General features: G+C 58.0%; 14 protein-coding genes and 1 riboswitch. Of the genes, 8 read left to right on the forward strand and 6 right to left on the reverse strand.

What is annotated here, in order from left to right; all coding sequences use genetic code 11:
* Positions 1-75: 75 nt before the first annotated feature.
* The 6 genes from HMPREF9162_RS02740 to HMPREF9162_RS02765 form a co-directional block, all read right to left on the reverse strand.
* Positions 76-2,226 carry a PTS transporter subunit IIABC gene (locus HMPREF9162_RS02740; RefSeq protein WP_009752627.1) on the reverse strand — a complete coding sequence of 717 codons (2,151 nt, stop codon included), beginning with the start codon at positions 2,224-2,226 and terminating at the stop codon, positions 76-78.
* Positions 2,227-2,439: 213 nt separating this feature from the next.
* Positions 2,440-3,297, reverse strand: coding sequence for a dTDP-4-dehydrorhamnose reductase (gene rfbD, locus HMPREF9162_RS02745; protein ID WP_009438210.1), 858 nt, complete (start codon positions 3,295-3,297; stop codon positions 2,440-2,442).
* 57 nt (positions 3,298-3,354) lie between these two features.
* Positions 3,355-4,086 carry a DUF6882 domain-containing protein gene (locus HMPREF9162_RS02750; protein WP_009752500.1) on the reverse strand — a complete coding sequence of 244 codons (732 nt, stop codon included), beginning with the start codon at positions 4,084-4,086 and terminating at the stop codon, positions 3,355-3,357.
* A 47-nt stretch (positions 4,087-4,133) separates the two neighbouring features.
* Positions 4,134-4,565 (reverse strand): hypothetical protein, encoded by a 432-nt coding sequence (locus HMPREF9162_RS02755; RefSeq protein ID WP_254655344.1) that lies wholly within the window; start codon positions 4,563-4,565, stop codon positions 4,134-4,136.
* Positions 4,566-4,744: 179 nt separating this feature from the next.
* Positions 4,745-6,184 (reverse strand): cell wall metabolism sensor histidine kinase WalK, encoded by a 1,440-nt coding sequence (locus tag HMPREF9162_RS02760; protein WP_009752688.1) that lies wholly within the window; start codon positions 6,182-6,184, stop codon positions 4,745-4,747.
* Complete coding sequence (locus HMPREF9162_RS02765; RefSeq protein WP_009349562.1) at positions 6,168-6,854, reverse strand: response regulator transcription factor; 687 nt, start codon at positions 6,852-6,854, stop codon at positions 6,168-6,170. The genes HMPREF9162_RS02760 and HMPREF9162_RS02765 overlap by 17 nt, the downstream gene beginning before the upstream one ends.
* Positions 6,855-7,311: 457 nt before the next feature.
* On the opposite strand from HMPREF9162_RS02765, the gene rsmI reads away from it, so the two are divergent.
* The 8 genes from rsmI (at position 7,312) to scpA (ending at position 18,241) form a co-directional block, all read left to right on the forward strand.
* Complete coding sequence (gene rsmI / locus HMPREF9162_RS02770) at positions 7,312-8,223, forward strand: 16S rRNA (cytidine(1402)-2'-O)-methyltransferase (RefSeq protein ID WP_009752502.1); 912 nt, start codon at positions 7,312-7,314, stop codon at positions 8,221-8,223.
* Complete coding sequence (locus HMPREF9162_RS02775; protein WP_009752519.1) at positions 8,223-8,909, forward strand: hypothetical protein; 687 nt, start codon at positions 8,223-8,225, stop codon at positions 8,907-8,909. Before rsmI ends, HMPREF9162_RS02775 begins: the two co-directional genes overlap by 1 nt.
* Before the next feature lie 14 nt (positions 8,910-8,923).
* Positions 8,924-9,715 (forward strand): hypothetical protein, encoded by a 792-nt coding sequence (locus HMPREF9162_RS02780; RefSeq protein ID WP_009752620.1) that lies wholly within the window; start codon positions 8,924-8,926, stop codon positions 9,713-9,715.
* Between the two features lie 82 nt (positions 9,716-9,797).
* Positions 9,798-11,342: a methionine--tRNA ligase gene (gene metG, locus HMPREF9162_RS02785; protein WP_009752753.1), complete on the forward strand. Its 1,545-nt coding sequence runs from the start codon at positions 9,798-9,800 to the stop codon at positions 11,340-11,342.
* Positions 11,339-12,124 carry a TatD family hydrolase gene (locus HMPREF9162_RS02790; RefSeq protein ID WP_009438298.1) on the forward strand — a complete coding sequence of 262 codons (786 nt, stop codon included), beginning with the start codon at positions 11,339-11,341 and terminating at the stop codon, positions 12,122-12,124. The genes metG and HMPREF9162_RS02790 overlap by 4 nt, the downstream gene beginning before the upstream one ends.
* 192 nt (positions 12,125-12,316) lie before the next feature.
* Positions 12,317-13,126, forward strand: coding sequence for a G5 and 3D domain-containing protein (locus HMPREF9162_RS02795; RefSeq protein ID WP_009752557.1), 810 nt, complete (start codon positions 12,317-12,319; stop codon positions 13,124-13,126).
* A gap of 87 nt (positions 13,127-13,213) precedes the next feature.
* A riboswitch (cobalamin riboswitch) is annotated at positions 13,214-13,441 on the forward strand.
* A 415-nt stretch (positions 13,442-13,856) separates the two neighbouring features.
* Positions 13,857-16,043, forward strand: coding sequence for a methylmalonyl-CoA mutase family protein (locus tag HMPREF9162_RS02800; RefSeq protein WP_009752651.1), 2,187 nt, complete (start codon positions 13,857-13,859; stop codon positions 16,041-16,043).
* Positions 16,043-18,241, forward strand: coding sequence for a methylmalonyl-CoA mutase (gene scpA / locus HMPREF9162_RS02805; RefSeq protein WP_009349572.1), 2,199 nt, complete (start codon positions 16,043-16,045; stop codon positions 18,239-18,241). The genes HMPREF9162_RS02800 and scpA overlap by 1 nt, the downstream gene beginning before the upstream one ends.
* The last annotated feature ends 157 nt before the right edge of the window (positions 18,242-18,398 follow it).

Below are 18,398 nucleotides of genomic sequence, written 5' to 3' on the forward strand. Positions count from 1 at the left end.
TTATGTGTTTTTGCACAACAAAAGAGCCCCTGCGGCAACGCTGATGCATCGCCGCAGGGGCTCTGTCGTATAATGTTAGAACGACGCGACGGGATCGAGCGCCTTCACTTCGCCTGAGGCTTCCATGGTGATGGACTGTCCTTCGCCGAGGCCTGTGAAGATGACGAGGCAGGCGTCGGATTTGGCGTTCTCTTTGATGTAGTCGATGTCGAACGTCATGAGTTTATCGCCCTTTTTCACCTGCTGTCCGGATTCGACAAAGACCTCGAATCCTTTGCCGCCGAGCGCGACGGTATCGACGCCGATGTGGAGCAGGTACTCCGTGCCGTCCGCGCTCTTCATACCGATGGCGTGCTTCGTGTCAAAGACAAAGACGACTTCGCCGTCCGCAGGGGCGACGACTTCGCCGACGGTCGGGTAGATGAAGTACCCGTCGCCCATCATCTTGCCCGCGAAGGCTTCGTCGGGGGCTTCGGTGATGGGATGCACCATCCCCGTGACGGGGGTGCAGAGCGTGTGCCTGCCCGCAGTTTCCGCGGGTACGGCAGGTTTTTCTGCTGCGGGCGCCGGCTCTGGTGCGGCATCCGGTTCCGGCTCGACCTCCGGGGCGGTCATCAGATAGGTCTCGAGGTTCGACTTGATGACGGCGACCTGCGGCCCGTAGATGACCTGTACGCCCGTGCCCTTGACGATGACGCCGACGGCGCCCGTCGCCTTGAGCAGTTTTTCATTGACGAGTGAGGAGTCGGCGACTGAGCAGCGCAGGCGCGTCGCACAGCAGTCGACGGAGGTGATGTTGCGCTTGCTGCCGAGCCCGCGCGCAATCGCCGCACTCTTTTCGTCCGCCGTGGGCGCGTCGCCCGATGCCGCACTGCCGCCCTCGCGTGCCTTGTAGTCCGCCTTCGTGAAGAGCCTTGTCTCCTCGTCGTCGTCCTCACGTCCGGGGGTCTTGAAGTTGAAATGCGTGATCATCCAACGGAAGATGAAATAGTAGAGGAAGAAGTAGACGATGCCGACGGGGATGACGTACATCCAGCTCGTCTTGTCTTCGCCCTGCAATATGCCGAAGATGAAAAAGTCGAGCAGCCCGCCGGAGAATGTGAGTCCGACCGCGATGTTCAGCATGTGCGCGATCATGTACGCAGCGCCTGCGAGCGCGACCTGCACGGCAAAGAGGGCGGGTGCGACGAAGAGGAAGGAGAACTCGATCGGCTCGGTGATGCCCGTGAGCATACAGGTGAGTGCTGCCGAGAGCAGGAGACCGCCCGCGACTTTTTTCTTTTCGGGGCGCGCCGTATGGTACATGGCGAGCGCCGCGCCCGGCAGGCCGAAGATCATGAAGATGAACTCGCCCGAGAAGTAGCGCGTCGCATCGGCGCTGAAATGAACGACATTCGGGGAGGCGAGCTGCGCGAAGAAGATGTTCTGACCGCCCTGGATGAGTTGTCCGTCGATCATCATGGAGCCGCCGACACCCGTCTGCCAGAAGGGGAGGTAGAAGACGTGGTGCAGACCGAACGGAATGAGCGCGCGCTTGATGATGCCGAAGATGAGCGTACCGATGTAGCCCGTCCCCGTAACGAGACCGCCGAGGGCGAAGATGCCCTGCTGGGCGAGCGGCCAGATGAAGTACATGGCGATGCCGACAAAGAGAAAGACCACCGTCGAGATGATCGGGACGAAGCGCGATCCGCCGAAGAAGGAGAGCGCATTCGGCAGGACGATCTTGTGGTACTTATTGTGCAGCCACGCGACGCCGATACCGACGATGATGCCGCCGAAGACGCCCATCTGGAACGACATGATGCCGCAGGACGCCGCGATCGTGCCTTCGAGCACATGCGGCGCGATGCTCCCGTCCGGCAGAATCTGCCCGCCGAGCTTCAGCATGGCGTTGCACGCGGAGTGCATGACGAAGAACGCGATCATCGCGGAGAGCGCCGCGACTTCCTTTTCCGCCTTTGCCATGCCGATGGCGACGCCGACGGCGAAGATGATCGGCAGGTTGCCAAAGATGGTGCTGCCCGCACTTGCCATGATGGCGAGCAGCGAGTGCAGCGCCGTGCCGCTCCCGAGGATGCCGCCGAGACCGTACGTCTCTATCGTCGTGGGGTTGGTGAACGACGCGCCGATGCCGAGCAGGATGCCTGCGATCGGCAGAATAGCGACGGGCAGCATGAAGCTGCGGCCAACCCGCTGGAGCACACTGAAAATCTCATCTTTCATATTTGTGACCCCTTTCCACCGCGCCGCAGTCTGCACATTCCCCCAAAGACACTGTGAAAAAAGGCAGCCACAAAGAGTACCGATACGATGCTCTCCTCTCTGCGCTGCCTTTTCATCTGCGGACACGGAAAATCCTATTGAACTGTTGCGTCTTGATTATAGCCGAGAGAGGACGGATGTGTAAAGGAAAAAAATCACATTCGCCCCGCAATCCTATGCCTGTGCGTCTTGTTTTAGTTCCGCGAGGAAACGTGCAACGGCATCCTGCCACGGCGGGAGGCGCCGGAACCCTGCGGCGTCGAGACTCTTTTTCGAGAGCCGCGAGTTCTTCGGGCGCGCCGCCTTGGTCGGGTAGGCGCGGCTCGGCACGGAGGTGACGGCGACGCCTTTGCCGGCGGCGCGGAAGATCTCGCGCGCAAACTCCGCCCACGAGCAAAATCCTTCGTTCGTCGCATGGTAGACGCCGTACCGGTCGGAGACAATCATGTCGGCGAGCAGCGGCGCGAGATCACGCGTATAGGTCGGCGAGCCGATTTGATCGCTGACGATGGAGAGGCTTTTGTGCGTATCCGCGAGGGAGAGCATTGTTTTGACAAAATTCTTGCCATGCGTGCCGAACACCCACGAGATGCGGACGATAAAATAATCCGTGAGATGTGCGGCGACCGCCTCCTCACCCGCGAGTTTCGACGCGCCGTAGACATTTTTCGGCCCTTTCGGATCGTCCGCCTCATAGGGCGTATCCCCCGTGCCGGGAAACACATAGTCCGTGCTGATGTAAAGCAGCCTGCATCCGTATTCCGCCGCAAGTTTCGCGACGATCTCCGTTCCCGCCGCATTGACGAGGCGGCAGGGATCCGGTTCGTCCTCCGCCGCGTCGACCGCCGTGTATGCCGCCGCGTGGAGGATGGAGTCCGGCTCGAACTCCTCGAGGACGGCGCGCATCGCCCGCTCGTCCGAGAGCGGGAACATGTGCGAGGAGACACCGTAGACTTCGTGACCGCGCGCCTTGAACTCTGTTACACAGTCGCTTCCGAGCTGCCCCGTCGCTCCGGTAATGAGGATTTTCATAGCGTACCGCCTTTCTTGTCATTGCTTTGATTTCCCTCTGCACAAAGATGCCCGTCGTTAGCTTGCAGACGAAATACTATTGATAGAACAAATACGTAAAAAGTTGTCGACGCGTTCAAATGTAATGTTCAAATCCTGCGGAAAATGCGCGATGAGCGTTTGATCGCTCCATTCATATTCCGTATTGTTCCATGTCAGAAATCCCTCTGTAAAAATCTTATGGTCGATGTGGAATTGTTGAATACATCGCGTTGTGATGGATACGAAATTTTGAACGTCGACGGGAGCGAATATGCGATCGGAAACTCCTGAAAATGCGACGAAAATTGCTCCGCCGTCATGTGATCCCCTGTAATAACAATAGTTGCCGGCGATGCCGCAAGTGACGATCGATAGGTTATGTCCGCTGAACGTATCGTTCAATCTAAATTCTGCGGTTGTCAGAGCCTCTAATCTCCAGCGTTCGCCGACTTCTTTTGTGTGATCGGCAAGCCGGAGAATTTCTTCGGAAAAGCCGTTGATATTCTCCCAGCCCCATAGCCATGTGTTGCTTTCCGTGGACTCGCTTCCAATAAATTGAAGCGGATATTTTTGGGCGCCGAAGCGGATGCTGCCCTCCTCAAAATCGATGTTCCAGTCTTGTCCCTTGACCACCTGATCGCTGCAGGCCGTCTGTACGGCCATCATTTTACCAAGGCAGGCCGAGAAAACATGGAACCAATTTCCCGTATCGACGGCGAGGCGTTCGATCCAAAGGTTCCGGTTGCCGTCACTGCTAAAAAATCCCATCAGGATCCCGCCTTCTCTGTGCAATCAAAGAATGCTTTCGTTTATTGCTATGATTTTATTTTCCAGTCGGAGGCAAGGTGCAGCCTTAGATTCTCCTCGTAACCTAAATCCCCGTTCAGCCCGAAGGCTTCAAACACGGCGTTTTTATCGGCATGGTGTCGGGGATCGCTGAGATCATGCTGTCTTCCCTCGTAGAAAGGTAAATTACTCCTTGCCGCTATACAGGCTTCGAATTGATAGAGATCCGGTGAAAAGCTAATCTCTTCCGCTCTATATTGATCCAATGCGCCCGGCCACGGTTGATCAAAAAGTGCTTGATATTTCGCTAACGGCATTTCCCGATAGATCCATCCGTATTGCAGGTAGGCGATATCAGGATCGTCAGCGCTGATGCTTGGGGATGTTGAAATCATTGCATCCTCAAAATCCGAACCAATCGTCTTCAATCGGGTTGGGCCCCAAATGCGTCCGATCTTCATTTGTTAATATGAACGCTCTGCTGTCGTGCATGATTTTCTCCTTTTACAGGCGTGCTGATTTGATAATATCTGTTATTTTATATTATACCATTTTTGAACCGGTTTTCATATGGAAACAATCGTTGGAATGTACGCGCAAAAAAACGGACAGCAGCCTTTTCGGCGACTGTCCGCTGTTGTTATTGCGCTTCGGGTGTGATGGTCGGAATCCGAAGGATGATCGTCGTGCCTTGATCGACTGCACTTTTCAGCGCAATTGCGATGCCGTGCTGATCGGCGATCCAGCGCGCGATCGAAAGTCCCAGCCCCGAGCCGCCTGTCTCCTTCGTACGCGAGGAATCGACGCGGTAGAACCGATCGAAGATGTGCGGTTGATGTTCGGGGGCGATGCCGATGCCGTCGTCAGAGAGCTGCACGGTGACGCTTTTGCCGTCCTCCGAGCGTATCGATTCCGCGCTGATATGACCGCCGGGAGGTGTGTATTTGACACTGTTCTCCAGGAAGATACGCAGGAGCTGACGCAGGAGAACGGGGTCTGCCCGGACGATTGCGGGATCGTTCCTGCCGAGCGAGACCTCATGCGTGGTCGTGACCGTATGCATCTTCTCCATCGTGTCCGCGAGCAGCTCCTCCAGATCCACGTCTTCCATATTGACGGCGAGACGCCGCTGATCGGCACGCGCGAGGAAGAGCAGCTTTTCGATGAGCTGCTGCATGTTTTCCGCCTCGGAGCGGATAGAGGTCAGGCTCTCCTCGAGGATCGCCTTGTCCTCGCGCCCCCAGCGCGAGAGGATGTCCGAGTAGCCGAGTATGACCGTCAGCGGCGTGCGCAGCTCGTGCGAGGCATCCGAGACGAAGCGCTGCTGCTGCGTGAAGCCTTCCTGCAGGCGGTCGAGCATCCGGTTGAACGTGCGCGCGAGTTCGGCGAGCTCGTCGCGTGCGCGCGGCACATCGAGACGCCGACCGAGGCGTTCCACCTCAATGCTGCGCGCCGTCCATGTGATCTCGCGGATGGGCTTTAGGATACGGTTGCTGAGGAAGTGCCCTGCGATCAGTGCCAGCACAAAACAGATAGCGACCGTGTAGAAAATCAGCCGCTGCAGGGAGTAAAAAAAGTCCTTTTCCGTCGTGATGGTGCGGAAAAAGTGAATCCGATAGGGAACCCCCGCATAGGTCACGTCGCGCATCGCGTGGTAGACAGTACCGTTGCGAAACGAGGAGACCTCCATCTCAGGATTTGCCCAAAACGGCGTTGCGATGCGCCCCGCCTCAATCGTCTCAATCGAGGGGAAATGTGCGTCCGTATCGAGCACAACGCGGCCGTTCGCGTCTGTGATGCGGACAATGACACCGGGGATAACGGGCCCCTCGAACCAGAATTTCACATCGGAGGCATGACCGTTCTCAATGTTGTCCATCACATGGCGGATGCTGCGGTCAAGATCCACCTCTGCCTGCCGGTAAAAATAGACGTACGCGCCAACCCCCAATATCGCCGTTGAGAGAATGAGGACGAAAAAGAGGATTGCCGCGTACAGCAGAGTGATCTTCGTTGAGATGCGTATGTAGAAGTAGCGGTCGATCCAGCGGGCAAGTTTTGCCTTAGTCGCGTACCACATAGCCGACGCCCCGCACCGTGTAGATATACTTCTGGTGGAAGCGGTCGTCCAGCTTTGCACGGAGATAGCGAATGTAGACGTCGACCACATTCGTCTCACCCGTGTAATCGAATCCCCAGACCTCCTGCAGGATCTGATCGCGCGTCAGCACTGTGCGCTTGTTGCGCAGGAGATACTCGAGAAGATCGTATTCGCGTTTTGTGAGGGCGACAATCTCGCCGTCCACCTGCACCTCGTAGCGCGAGAGGAACATGACGAGGTTCTTCACCGTCAGGCGGTCGCTCGGATCGCCCTCGGCAAGATCGCGGCGGCGCAGTGCGTTGTTCAGACGTGCGATGAGCTCGGGCACCGCGAACGGCTTCGTCATGTAATCGTCCGCACCGATGTCGAGGCCCTCGACGCGATCCTCCACGGCATCGCGCGCCGTCAGCATGATGATAGGAACGTTCGAGATTTCACGCACGCGGCGGCAGATCTCGATGCCGTCCATGCCGGGCAGCATCACATCGAGCAGAACGATGTCAAATTTTTCCTGAATGATGCGCTCGTAGGCACGAGTGCCGTTGCTCTCCGTCTCTGCTTCGAAGCCTTCATGCTCCAGCTCCATCTGCAGGAAACGTGCAATGCGAGCCTCGTCCTCAACGATGAGGACACGGGTCTTTTCATCCATTGGTGCACCACCTAATCTGTTTTTTTATAATTTGATGCCCTTACTATAAGGGAAGAAAGTAAAAATTAAAAGATGAAAACGGGGGATTTAATTGAAAAATAATATCCATTCCTATATCTTACCTAGGTCTAAGGGACTTTGGCACCTCTTTTGTAGAGGTTAAAGGAAACAGACAATATTGATAAAATTAGCAGAGAAAAATTTACGTGGTATCGAATGATTATGAATAAGTTTAATTTTTACTTAGTTAGAACGTCGGGCGCAGAACTCGGGCTGAAGTAAATAGATTCGGAACCCCTTTTGCAGATGTCCGCTCTCGCGGGAAGCTGCCTTTTATTTGGCGCTTGCACGGCGCCGGCAGGCGCATAACAACTGCCGGGAGCCGTAGTTTTCGCTTGACAAGGGGCGGCGCGTCCGCTATAACACAGAGGAGACTATAGAGAATCGAGGGATCTATGTGGCAGAAACGGGAACGCTCTACCTCTGCGCGACGCCCATCGGCAACCTCGGCGATATGACGTACCGTGCGGTGGAGACACTGAGCGCGGCAGATCTCGTCGCGGCGGAGGACACACGCCGCACGCGCACGCTGCTCGCACACTACGATATTCATGTGAGGGTGACGAGCTATCACGAGCACAACAAGGCGGAAAAAGGGACGCTCCTCATCGAGGAGCTGAAGGCGGGCAAAATGATCGTCTGCGTCAGCGATGCGGGACTGCCCGGCATCGCCGACCCCGGTGCCGATCTCGCGCGGCGTGCCATCGTGGAGGGGATCGCGGTGACGCCGCTGCCGGGGGCGAACGCCGCGCTCTCGGCACTCATCTGCGCGGGGCTTCCGCTCGAGGGCTTTACTTTTGTCGGATTCCTCCCGCGCAGGGCGAAGCATCGCAAGGAACTCCTCGCGCGTGTACGCACCTATCCGGAGACGCTCGTCTTTTACGAGGCGCCGCACCGTCTGCGCGAGACACTCGCGCTGCTCGCAGCAGAGCTCGGCGCGGAGCGCCGAGCATGTGCCGCGCGCGAACTCACAAAGAAGTTTGAAGAGTTCCTCCGCATGACGCTTGGAGAACTTGAGCTATATTATAAGGAAAACGAACCGCGCGGGGAATTCGTCATCGTCGTCGCGGGGGCGGAGGAGACGGTGCCCGAGGAACGCGGTGCGGACGCGCCCGATCTGCACGCACGCTATGCGGCGCATTTGGCGGCGGGGCTTGATAAAAAGGAAGCGATGCGCCGCACGGCGCAGGAGCTAGGCATTGCGCGGCGTGACGTTTACAAGACGCTCTTAGAGAAAAAAATAGGGACGCATACGACGGATCAGATCGGTGCGGTTGGTTCGTTTGGAGAGAAAGAGGAGGATGGTTGATGATGAACACAGGGGCATTACGAATTGTTGCGCTCTTTGTCGCACTCGTATTTACGCCGACGGCGGCATTCGCCAATGGTTCCGCTGCAGAGGCGGTCGCGCCCGGTATCGAAGAAGCGAGCGCTGCTCTCGCCGCGGACAAGAATGCCGAGAAGTCTTTCCGTGTGGTGGAGGATCACCGCGTTCTTAGTCTGCGGTCAGCGATTCCTTTTCCGCCGCTTCGGAAACACACGATATCCGACGGGAAAGATACGCCGAAAACGATCGGCTATACGACGGAGATCCCCGGAGGCGTCGAGTTCGGCGTGTTCCATATCTCATTTGGTGAGAAATTCTATGCGCAGCATGTACGCGGCAATGAGATGCACTTCATCCGAGCGTACTACGTCTTCCGTATGCGCTCCATAGCGGACGATCCAAAATCGGGGGCGACGCTGCGCGCGTTCAGCCCAGTCCCGGTCGCCCAGGCACAGGTCGGCGACGGGGCGCTCCTCTTTGAATATGATGTGACGGATCATAAAAAGAAAGTCGACGATCATAACTATATTTTCTTTATCGCACAAGATCCTGTCCTGTGGGTTGTCGAGGCGTCCTGCCCCGTCGGCACATCGGCGGAGGATCTTGCGCGCGTGCGCGATATATTTACGACGGTGCGTGTTGGAGACGCCTCGGACGGCAAACTCTAACGAAGGGGAAGACAATGTACGACATACGACATATTTTATCCGCCGCGGCGGCGTTTTATCTTGTGTGCGTGCCTCCCACGGCGAACGCGGCGCGCCCGCCGTGGCTGGAAAACGTCCCTCATCTTGACGCTTACGTTGCGGCACAGGCGACGGAAAGGGATGTGCCGTCCCCTGCGGCGGCAGGGGAGGGACATGGCGCCTCCTCAGCGCCGGTCGGCGCCGGCGAGCAACTTCCCGTCGAACCTGCGGGGACGTCTCTGCGCATCGTATCGGAGCGGCACGTGCTGCGATTCGTGCCGAAGATTGCGCTCACGAAGCCTTACCGGCTCGATCTCTCCTCAAAGGAGTTCGCTGCGCGGGGGAATGGGGAAAAACTCGACGTTTATATATCGTTCAATCAAGATGCTCCTCTCGTTTTCTGCGTCGCCTGTATGCATATGGATGAGGATTTCTACGCGGCGCATATACGCGGAAACGAGGAATCTATCGTCCAATCAGCGTACGGGTTCGCCATGATGCTTGCCGACGCGGCGCGTCAGAAACGGGAGGGCGTCGGCGGCGGGTTCAGCATGGAGACGAAGAACCGCACGGATCTTGGCAATTTTGCACGGGAATTTGACAGCACCGTCCGGACGAAGGACGGCGATGTGCGCGAGATTGCCCTTGTCGTGATGCGGGAGCCCGTCATGTGGATGGTGACCGCCTATTATCCGGCATCGGCGGAGAACATGGACGCACTCATAGAGGAGACTCTCAGCAGTGTGACGGTGGAAAACCTGACGGGGGCGGGTGCAAAACAGATATGAACATGGCGGTCGGAGCTCACTTGCGGGACAATGTCTGCTGTGGTACTATTATAAAGAAAACAGAGCGAAACGAGGAATTATAATGAGTGAAAAGACGCCGTTTTATATCACCACCCCCATTTACTACCCGAGCGCAAAGCTCCACATCGGTCACGCGTACTGCACGACCGTCGCGGATACGATCGCGCGGTTCAAGCGGCTTGCGGGCTACGACGTGTTCTTCCTGACGGGATCTGATGAGCACGGGCAGAAGATTCAGCAGGCGGCGGAGAAGGAGGGCGTCACGCCGCAGGCGTATGTCGACCGTATCGTCGCAGGCTTTCAAGAACTGTGGCAGCTGCTCGGCATCTCTTACGACGATTTCATCCGCACGTCGGAGGAGCGCCATCATGAGCTCGTGCAGAATATTTTCCAACAGATATACGATCAGGGAGATATTTACAAGGGGGAGTACAAGGGACTCTACTGCACGCCATGCGAGAGCTACTGGACGGAGCTGCAGCTCGACGAGAACGGCAACTGCCCCGACTGCCACCGCCCCGTGCAGGAAGTCTCCGAGGAGGCGTATTTCTTCCGCATGAGCAAGTACGCGGATCGCGTGCTTGCGTATATCAAGGAGCACCCCGATTTTATCCAACCCGTCTCGCGGCGCAACGAGATGATCAGCTTCATCGAGCAGGGGCTGGAGGATCTGTGCGTCTCGCGCACGTCGTTCGACTGGGGGATCCCCGTGCCGTTTGACCCGAAGCACGTCGTTTATGTGTGGTTCGACGCGCTCACGAACTATCTGACGCCGATCGGCTATATGCACGATAAAGAAACGTTCCATAAATATTGGCCGTGCGACGTGCATCTCGTCGGCAAGGAGATCGTACGATTCCATACGATCATCTGGGGATGTATGCTCATGGCGCTCGGTCTCGCGCTGCCGAAAAAGGTCTACGGGCACGGATGGCTCATCGTCGACGGTGCGAAGATGTCGAAATCCGTCGGCAACGTCGTTGATCCGATCGCACTCATCGAGGAATTCGGCGCGGATGCGATCCGGTACTTCCTCCTGCGTGAAATCACACTCGGGCAGGACGGCAATATCTCGCGCGACGCGCTCATCAACCGTATCAATTCCGATCTGGCGAACGACCTGGGCAATTTGCTCCATCGAACGCTCTCCATGGCGAAAAAATATCGCGGCGGCGTGATTGTGAAAGGTACGGGAGAGACGGCGTTCGACGCGTCGCTGGAGGAGATAGCGGCGGAGACGGTCAAAATGTATACCGCGCAGATGGAAGCGATGGAGCTGTCCCCGGCGATTCGAACCGTGTGGGCGTTTATCGCACGTACGAACAAATATATCGACGAGACCGCGCCGTGGACGCTCGCCAAGGACGAAGCGAAGGCGGGGCAGCTCGACTCCGTGCTTTATCATCTCGTCGAAGCGCTGCACATCACGAGTATCCTCATTGCACCGTTCATGCCCGTGACCGCGCGGCGCATCCATGCGCAGCTCGGCTTTGCCGATGATTTTGACGCGGTGCAGCTCGCGGACATCGCGCATTGGGGGCGCGTTGCGGAGGGTCACACGGTCGGCACGGCGGAGCAGCTCTTCCCGCGGATCGAAATCGTATGAGCGCCGCATTCATCGACACGCATGCGCATCTCTATGATGGGAAGTTCGCGGACGATCTGTCGGAGACAATCGCCCGCGCGGCGGCGGCGGGCGTGACGCGCATCGTCAGCATGGGGGACTCCATGGAAGCGTCCGCGCAGGTCGTGGCGGATGCCGAGACACATCCCGCACTCTACGCCGCTGTCGGCATTCACCCCGAGAACGCCGCTCCGCTGACGGATGAGATGCGCGACCGTCTTCTCGCGTGGGCGCGGCATCCGAAGGTCGTCGCCATCGGCGAGATTGGCCTCGACTACTATTGGGAAAAGGATGCCGACCGTCGCCTTACCCAGCGCGAGCTCTTCGCCGCGCAGCTGCATCTGGCGCGCAAGGCGGGACTGCCCGTCTGCATCCATGACCGTGAGGCGCACGGTGATACGCTGCGGATTTTGCAGGAGGAGGGGCAGGGCCTCTCGGGCGTCCTGCACTGCTACTCCGGCAGTCTCGAAATGGCGCGGGAACTCTGGAAGATGGGGTTTTACATCGGCATTGACGGCCCGCTCACCTATAAGAACGCGGCAAAGCTGCCCGACATCGTGCGCGAAGCACCGCGCGACCGCCTCCTCATCGAGACGGACAGCCCTTACCTCGCACCCGTTCCACTGCGCGGCAAGCGCAACGAGCCCGCCTACGTCGTTCATGTGGCGGCAAAGATCGCAGAAGTGCGCGGCGAGAGTATCGAGGAGGTCGCGCGTTACACGACGGAAAACGCCCTGCGGCTTTATCCGAAACTGAACAACTAAATATTGTTTTGTCTGATTTATAAGCCCTGCGTCGCTGCAAAAACGGTGGTGCGGGGCTTTTGTATTGGGAAGAAAATCCTAGATTGTGGAGAGTAAGAACAGAAAATCGCTATCAATTCGTGTCCGCATCCCATTCTTCATGAAAAATTCAGCTTAAAGTGGGAAAATGCTTTCAAACAAAGGGGGCATTCTATGCGTTTGAAATCAGTAGGGAATTTCATTCAAACTAAGAAAAACACGATGCTCTGTGCCATGCTCGGCGGCATGATGCTGCTCTCGAGCGGATTCACGATGAACGGCTTTCCGAAGAATATGCACCGCGTCAGCGTGCATGTTGACGGGCAGACCCTCACCGATATGACGGTACAGACGAAACCCAAGGATATTTTTGCCAAACTCGGCGTAAAACTCGGTGAGAAGGACACCTACGAGGTGTTTCGAAGCGAGGACTGGCGCCGCACCGAAATCGAAGTGCGCCGTGCGGTGCCTGTGACAATTTCGTTTTGGGGTGATACGCAGGAGGTCATGACGAGCAGCCGCACGGTCGGCGACGTCATGGCGGAGTACGGCTATAATATGAACGAGATCGACGCGGCACCGGGTGTGGATGCCCCTGTCACGGAACATCTCGCGATTATGCTGACGGAAAAGCCGGAGGCAGCCGAAGCCCGCCGCGCACGTGAACGCGAGGCAGAGCGTGTCAGCCGCGGCATCCCGCGCTACCGTGCGGCATATACCATGCATGCCTCGGCATACCTGCCGAGCGACGGCGGCGGCAGCGGCATCACGGCCAGCGGCATCCCGGCGCGGCGCGGTGTCGTCGCGGTCGATCCGAACGTGATCCCGCTCGGATCGCGCCTCTACATCCCGGGCTACGGCGAGGCGATCGCCGCGGATACGGGCGGCGCCATCGTCGGACAAAAAATTGATCTCTGCATGGAGAGCTACGACGAAGCAATCCAATTTGGACGGCGTAATGTCGAGGTCTACGTACTCGAATAATAAAATTTTCGCGCGACACAAAAATCGCGCGATTTTTTATTGACAAGACCGTTCATCAGTGATACTATACTATCGTACGATAAAAACTTCATATGGATTGGATCAGGTGTAGGGAGATGCTTCGCAGAGATGCGGACATCAACCGAACTTAATAGGGAATCCGGTACAAGCCGGAGCGGTCACGCCACTGTAACAGCGAGTGAACCTGCAAGGTAGATAGAAGATATCTACAGTCACTGGGGAGAGCATCCTTGGGAAGGCGCAGGCGAGCGATGAACTGAAGCCAGGAGAACTGCCTGATTGACAATCACCGTTTGACCTACGAGTGATGGGGATGGGGATTACGAATCGTTCGCTTCAAAACGAAAATCCGGCGCAGCCAAGAGATCGGATTAGATGAGAACTGAGTGACGATATCGGAAGCCCGTCCTGCACAACGTGTGGGGCGGGCTTTTCGCTTGCCATACGGTGCGTGAGCATGTCCCGAGGAGATCGGTGTGCATGGGAAGATGAGCTTCCGTGCATAGCGATTTCCCCGGGATGAAGGGGCGGTATACACCCCTTGGGGAAACATTGCTCATCTTTTCAGTTCTCATTTATCTCCGTTATGGAGGTCACTCCGAGGGTGGAAGCTCGGGGTGTTTTTTTTATAAAAAAACTGCCTCACCGCAGTTTTTTAAGAGAAGTTTGAGTTCATCAGCTTCCCTTATCATACAAAGGAGGACGTACTATGCCGGAAGAAAAAGAGCGCTCAAGCGACGAAGAACTTCAGCAGCTTCTGAAGAAATCGGCTGAGGTCGAGGATTTCCCCGACGTTCCGCTCGATGAATTCACTCCGCCGACAGACGAGGAGTGGAAAGCTGCGTGCGAAGCTCTGCTCAAGGGAGCTCCGTTCGAAAAAGTGATGTTCACGAAAACCTACGAGGGCATCACATTCGAGCCTATGTACACGAAGAAGCACACGGAGGAAATCCTGCCCAAGAGCGTTATGCCGGGGATGGGCGACTTCCTGCGCGGTGTGGATGCGGCGGGCTACATCGGAAAGCCCTGGGGCATTGCCCAGGCGTGCGACGAGACCCTGCCCAAGGAGAACAACGAGCTGCTCCGCCATGAGAATGACAAGGGCTCGACCATCTACCACATCGTCCTCGACAGTGCGTCACGCAAAGGCGTCGACGCGCGCGAGGCGGAACATGTCGGTGACCTCGGCACGAGCGTGACGACAGTCGACGATATGCACACGCTGCTCGAGGGGCTCGATCTCGGGAAGTTCCCGCTCTATGTCTATGCAGGCGCAGCGGTGCTCCCGATCCTCTCGCTCGTCGCGGCGGCACGCCGTGCGGCAGGGGAGGATATGTCGGGCGTGCGCGGCGTCATCGGCGCCGACCCCATCGGCGAGCTCGCCGCACGCGGCAAGATCGGCGCGTCGCTCAGCGCACAGTATGATGCAATGGCGGCGGCGGCAAAATGGGCGGTGAAGAACGCGCCGCATGTCAAAACCGTATTTGTACGCAGCGATGTTTACAGCAACGGCGGCGCGAACGACGTGCAGGAGATTGCCTCCTCGCTCGCAACGGCGACGGCGTATCTGCGTGCGCTCTGTGAGCGCGGGCTCACGGTTGACGACGCGGCGTCGCAGATCATGTTCGGGTTCTCCATGGGCGCGAACTTCTTCCTCCAGATTGCGAAACTGCGCGCGGTGCGTCCGATTTGGGCGCAGATCGTCAAGGCGTTCGGCGGAAACGCGGAATCGCAGAAGATGCGCATTCACGCGCGTCCCGCGCTCTTCTTCAAGACCGTTTACGACCCGTACGTCAACATGCTCCGCAATACGACGGAGATCTTCTCGGGCGTTGTCGGCGGCATCGATTCCTTCGAGAGCGCACCGTTTGACGAACCGATCCGTAAGGGTGACGAATTCTCCCGGCGCATTGCGCGCAACATCCAGATCATGCTCCAGGAGGAGTTCGGGATGCTTCAGCCGATCGATCCCGCAGGCGGATCGTGGGCGGTCGAATCGCTGACGCGCCAGATGAAAGAACGCATCTGGGCGGAGTTCCAGACCATCGAGGGCAAAGGCGGGATCGTCGAGGCCTTAAAGAGCGGCTATGTGCAGGAAGAGATCGCGAAGATCCTTGCCGACCGCTTCAAGAAGGCGGATGTGCGCAAGGATCGCATCGTCGGCAACAACATGTATCCGAACATGACGGAGACCCTGCTCGACCGCCGCGAAGAGGATACGGTGGCGCTGAAACAGCAGCGTGCCGCCGATATCGACGCATATCTCGCCGACATTGATGTGAAGCACTGCAAAGACGCGCTGACAGCGCTCAGGAGCGCGCCTACCGTCGAGAACGGCGTCGAGGCGGCATTTGCCGGCGCGACCATCGCGGAACTCATGGCTGCGGTCATCGAGGGCAAACCGGCGTCCGAAGAGGTCGACGCTATCGCGCCGCACCGCTGGAGCGAGCGCTTCGAGGCGCTGCGCCGCCGCACTGAGGACTACAAGGCGGAGAAGAACGACAACGTCAAGATCTTCCTCGCGAACATGGGACCCATCCCGCAGCACAAGGCGCGTGCAGACTTCACCACGGGCTTCCTGCAGGTCGGCGCATTCGAAGTGCTCGGCAACGACGGCTTTAAGACGGTCGAAGAGGCGGCGGAAGCTGCAGGCAAGAGCGGCGCGGACGCGGTCGTCATCTGCTCGACGGATGCGACCTATCCCGAGATCGTTCCTGCACTCGCACCGAAGCTCCACGAAGTACTCCCGAACGCGCGCGTGTTCCTTGCGGGCGCTGCGCCGAAGGATCTCCTCGAGACCTACAACAACGCGGGCATCGACGAGTACATCTCCGTGAAGGCAAACTGCTATGAGACGCTTGAGCGCCTCCAGAAGAAGAAAGGGATGATTGCCTAATGGCCGGATTTACGAATCCCGATTTTACAGGCATGAGCCTCGGCGAAAGCCCCTCCGCAGATTCCAAGGAGTGGCGCGCCCTCTTTGAGGGATCGACCGGACGCAGCTTCGACGCGCTCACGCACAAGACGATGGAGCGCGTGCCTGTAAAACCGTATTACGATCATGACGAGTATGCGCACATGAGCCATCTCGACTTTGCAAGCGGCATTCCGCCGTGCCTGCGCGGACCGTACTCCACGATGTACGTGTTCCGTCCCTGGACAGTGCGTCAGTACGCAGGTTTCTCCACGGCGGAGGAGTCCAACGCGTTCTATCGCCGCAACCTCGCCGCAGGTCAGAAAGGTCTTTCCATCGCGTTCGACCTCCCGACCCACCGCGGCTATGACGCGGACAACCCGCGCGTTGTCGGTGACGTCGGCAAGGCGGGCGTTTCGGTCTGCTCCATGCTGGATATGAACATCCTGTTCTCTGGCATCCCGCTCGATCAGATGTCCGTCTCCATGACGATGAACGGCGCGGTTCTGCCCGTTCTCGCATTCTTCATCGTCTCCGGTGAAGAGCAGGGCGTTGACAAGAAGATCATGGCGGGAACGATTCAGAACGACATTCTGAAAGAGTTCATGGTGCGTAACACCTACATCTACCCGCCCGATATGTCGATGCGCATCATCGGCGACATCTTCGAGTACACGACAAAGTACATGCCGAAGTTCAACAGCATCTCCATCTCCGGCTACCATATGCAGGAGGCGGGCGCGCCTGCGGACATCGAGCTCGGCTACACGCTCGCCGACGGTCTCGAGTACATCCGTACAGGCATCAAGGCGGGACTTGCCGTCGACGACTTCGCAAAGCGTCTCTCGTTCTTCTGGGCGATCGGCAAGAACTACTTCATGGAGATCGCAAAGATGCGTGCGGCGCGTGTGCTCTGGGCGAAGATCGTCAAGTCCTTCGACGCCAAGAACGACAAGTCCATGGCGCTGCGTACGCACAGTCAGACATCCGGCTGGTCGCTCACGGCGCAGGATCCGTTCAACAACATCGCCCGCACGGCGATGGAGGCGATGGGCGCGGCGCTCGGACATACCCAGTCACTGCACACGAACGCACTCGACGAGGCGATCGCGCTGCCGACAGACTTCTCCGCGCGTATTGCACGCAACACGCAGCTCTACATCCAGGACGAGACGAGCGTCTGCAAGATCATCGACCCGTGGGGCGGTTCCTACTACGTTGAGGCTCTTACAAACGAGATCATCCGCCGTGCATGGGCGCATATCCAGGAAGTCGAAGCACTCGGCGGCATGGCAAAGGCGATCTCGACAGGGCTGCCGAAGATGCGTATCGAGGAGGCATCCGCACGCCGCCAGGCGCAGATCGACTCCGGTATCGAGAGCATCGTCGGCGTGAACAAGTACCGTCTCGAGAAGGAAGACCCGCTGCAGATCCTCGCGATCGACAACACGGCGGTGCGTCAGGCACAGATCGAGCGTCTCGAAAAACTGCGCCGCGAGCGCAACGAGGACGATGTGCGCCGCACTCTCGAGGGTATCACAAAGGCGGCGGAATCCCGCGACAACGGCAACCTGCTTGAAGCGGCTGTCGACGCGGCACGCGTCCGCGCATCGCTCGGTGAGATCTCCGATGCTGTCGAGAAGGTCTCCGGGCGATTCCAGGCGGTCATTCACACCATCTCGGGTGTCTATTCCTCCGAGTTCACCGACAAGAGCGAGCTCGAGCGCGCCCGCGAGATGGCGGACGAGTTCGAAGAGCTCACCGGTCGCCGTCCGCGTATCTTCGTCGCGAAGATGGGACAGGACGGACACGACCGCGGACAGAAGGTCATCGCCTCGTCCTTCGCCGACATGGGCTGGGACGTCGACGTGGGGCCGCTCTTCCAGACGCCGGAGGAGACTGCACAGGACGCGGTCGACAACGACGTTCACATGGTCGGGTTCAGCTCGCTCGCTGCAGGACACAACACACTCCTGCCGCAGCTGGTTGACGAACTCCACAAACTTGGACGCGACGATATCATGGTCTGCATCGGCGGCGTTATTCCGGTGCAGGATTATGACAACCTTTACGAACACGGCGCCGTCGCGATCTTCGCGCCGGGCACGAATATTCCGGAAGCAGGGATTAAACTTCTGACGCTCCTCATCGATCGGGCGAAGGAAGAAGCTGCGGGCTGACCGCAGCGGAAGGGGGCTGTTGCACGAGGTGATATCGTGCAATAGCCTTTTTCGCATTCGACCGGGGCGGGATCTTTGCGCCTCACTTTGTCATTTCGTCAAACGCTTCGTCGACGTAGGCTTTTGACTACGCCTTCCTCGCGTTTTCCTCATTTCG

The sequence above is a fragment of the Selenomonas sp. oral taxon 137 str. F0430 genome, from assembly GCF_000183625.1.
Taxonomy (GTDB): domain Bacteria; phylum Bacillota; class Negativicutes; order Selenomonadales; family Selenomonadaceae; genus Centipeda; species Centipeda artemidis.

Bases quoted from the DNA above. Each gene is read 5' to 3' on its own strand.
- rfbD (WP_009438210.1), bottom strand. From the start codon at position 3,297: ATGAAAATCCTCATTACCGGAGCGACGGGGCAGCTCGGAAGCGACTGT.
- scpA (WP_009349572.1), top strand. From the start codon at position 16,043: ATGGCCGGATTTACGAATCCCGATTTTACAGGCATGAGCCTCGGCGAA.
- HMPREF9162_RS02780 (WP_009752620.1), top strand. From the start codon at position 8,924: ATGTACGACATACGACATATTTTATCCGCCGCGGCGGCGTTTTATCTT.
- HMPREF9162_RS02750 (WP_009752500.1), bottom strand. From the start codon at position 4,086: ATGGGATTTTTTAGCAGTGACGGCAACCGGAACCTTTGGATCGAACGC.
- metG (WP_009752753.1), top strand. From the start codon at position 9,798: ATGAGTGAAAAGACGCCGTTTTATATCACCACCCCCATTTACTACCCG.
- HMPREF9162_RS02795 (WP_009752557.1), top strand. From the start codon at position 12,317: ATGCGTTTGAAATCAGTAGGGAATTTCATTCAAACTAAGAAAAACACG.
- HMPREF9162_RS02765 (WP_009349562.1), bottom strand. From the start codon at position 6,854: ATGGATGAAAAGACCCGTGTCCTCATCGTTGAGGACGAGGCTCGCATT.
- HMPREF9162_RS02740 (WP_009752627.1), bottom strand. From the start codon at position 2,226: ATGAAAGATGAGATTTTCAGTGTGCTCCAGCGGGTTGGCCGCAGCTTC.
- HMPREF9162_RS02800 (WP_009752651.1), top strand. From the start codon at position 13,857: ATGCCGGAAGAAAAAGAGCGCTCAAGCGACGAAGAACTTCAGCAGCTT.
- HMPREF9162_RS02760 (WP_009752688.1), bottom strand. From the start codon at position 6,184: ATGTGGTACGCGACTAAGGCAAAACTTGCCCGCTGGATCGACCGCTAC.
- HMPREF9162_RS02790 (WP_009438298.1), top strand. From the start codon at position 11,339: ATGAGCGCCGCATTCATCGACACGCATGCGCATCTCTATGATGGGAAG.
- HMPREF9162_RS02755 (WP_254655344.1), bottom strand. From the start codon at position 4,565: ATGAAGATCGGACGCATTTGGGGCCCAACCCGATTGAAGACGATTGGT.
- HMPREF9162_RS02775 (WP_009752519.1), top strand. From the start codon at position 8,223: ATGATGAACACAGGGGCATTACGAATTGTTGCGCTCTTTGTCGCACTC.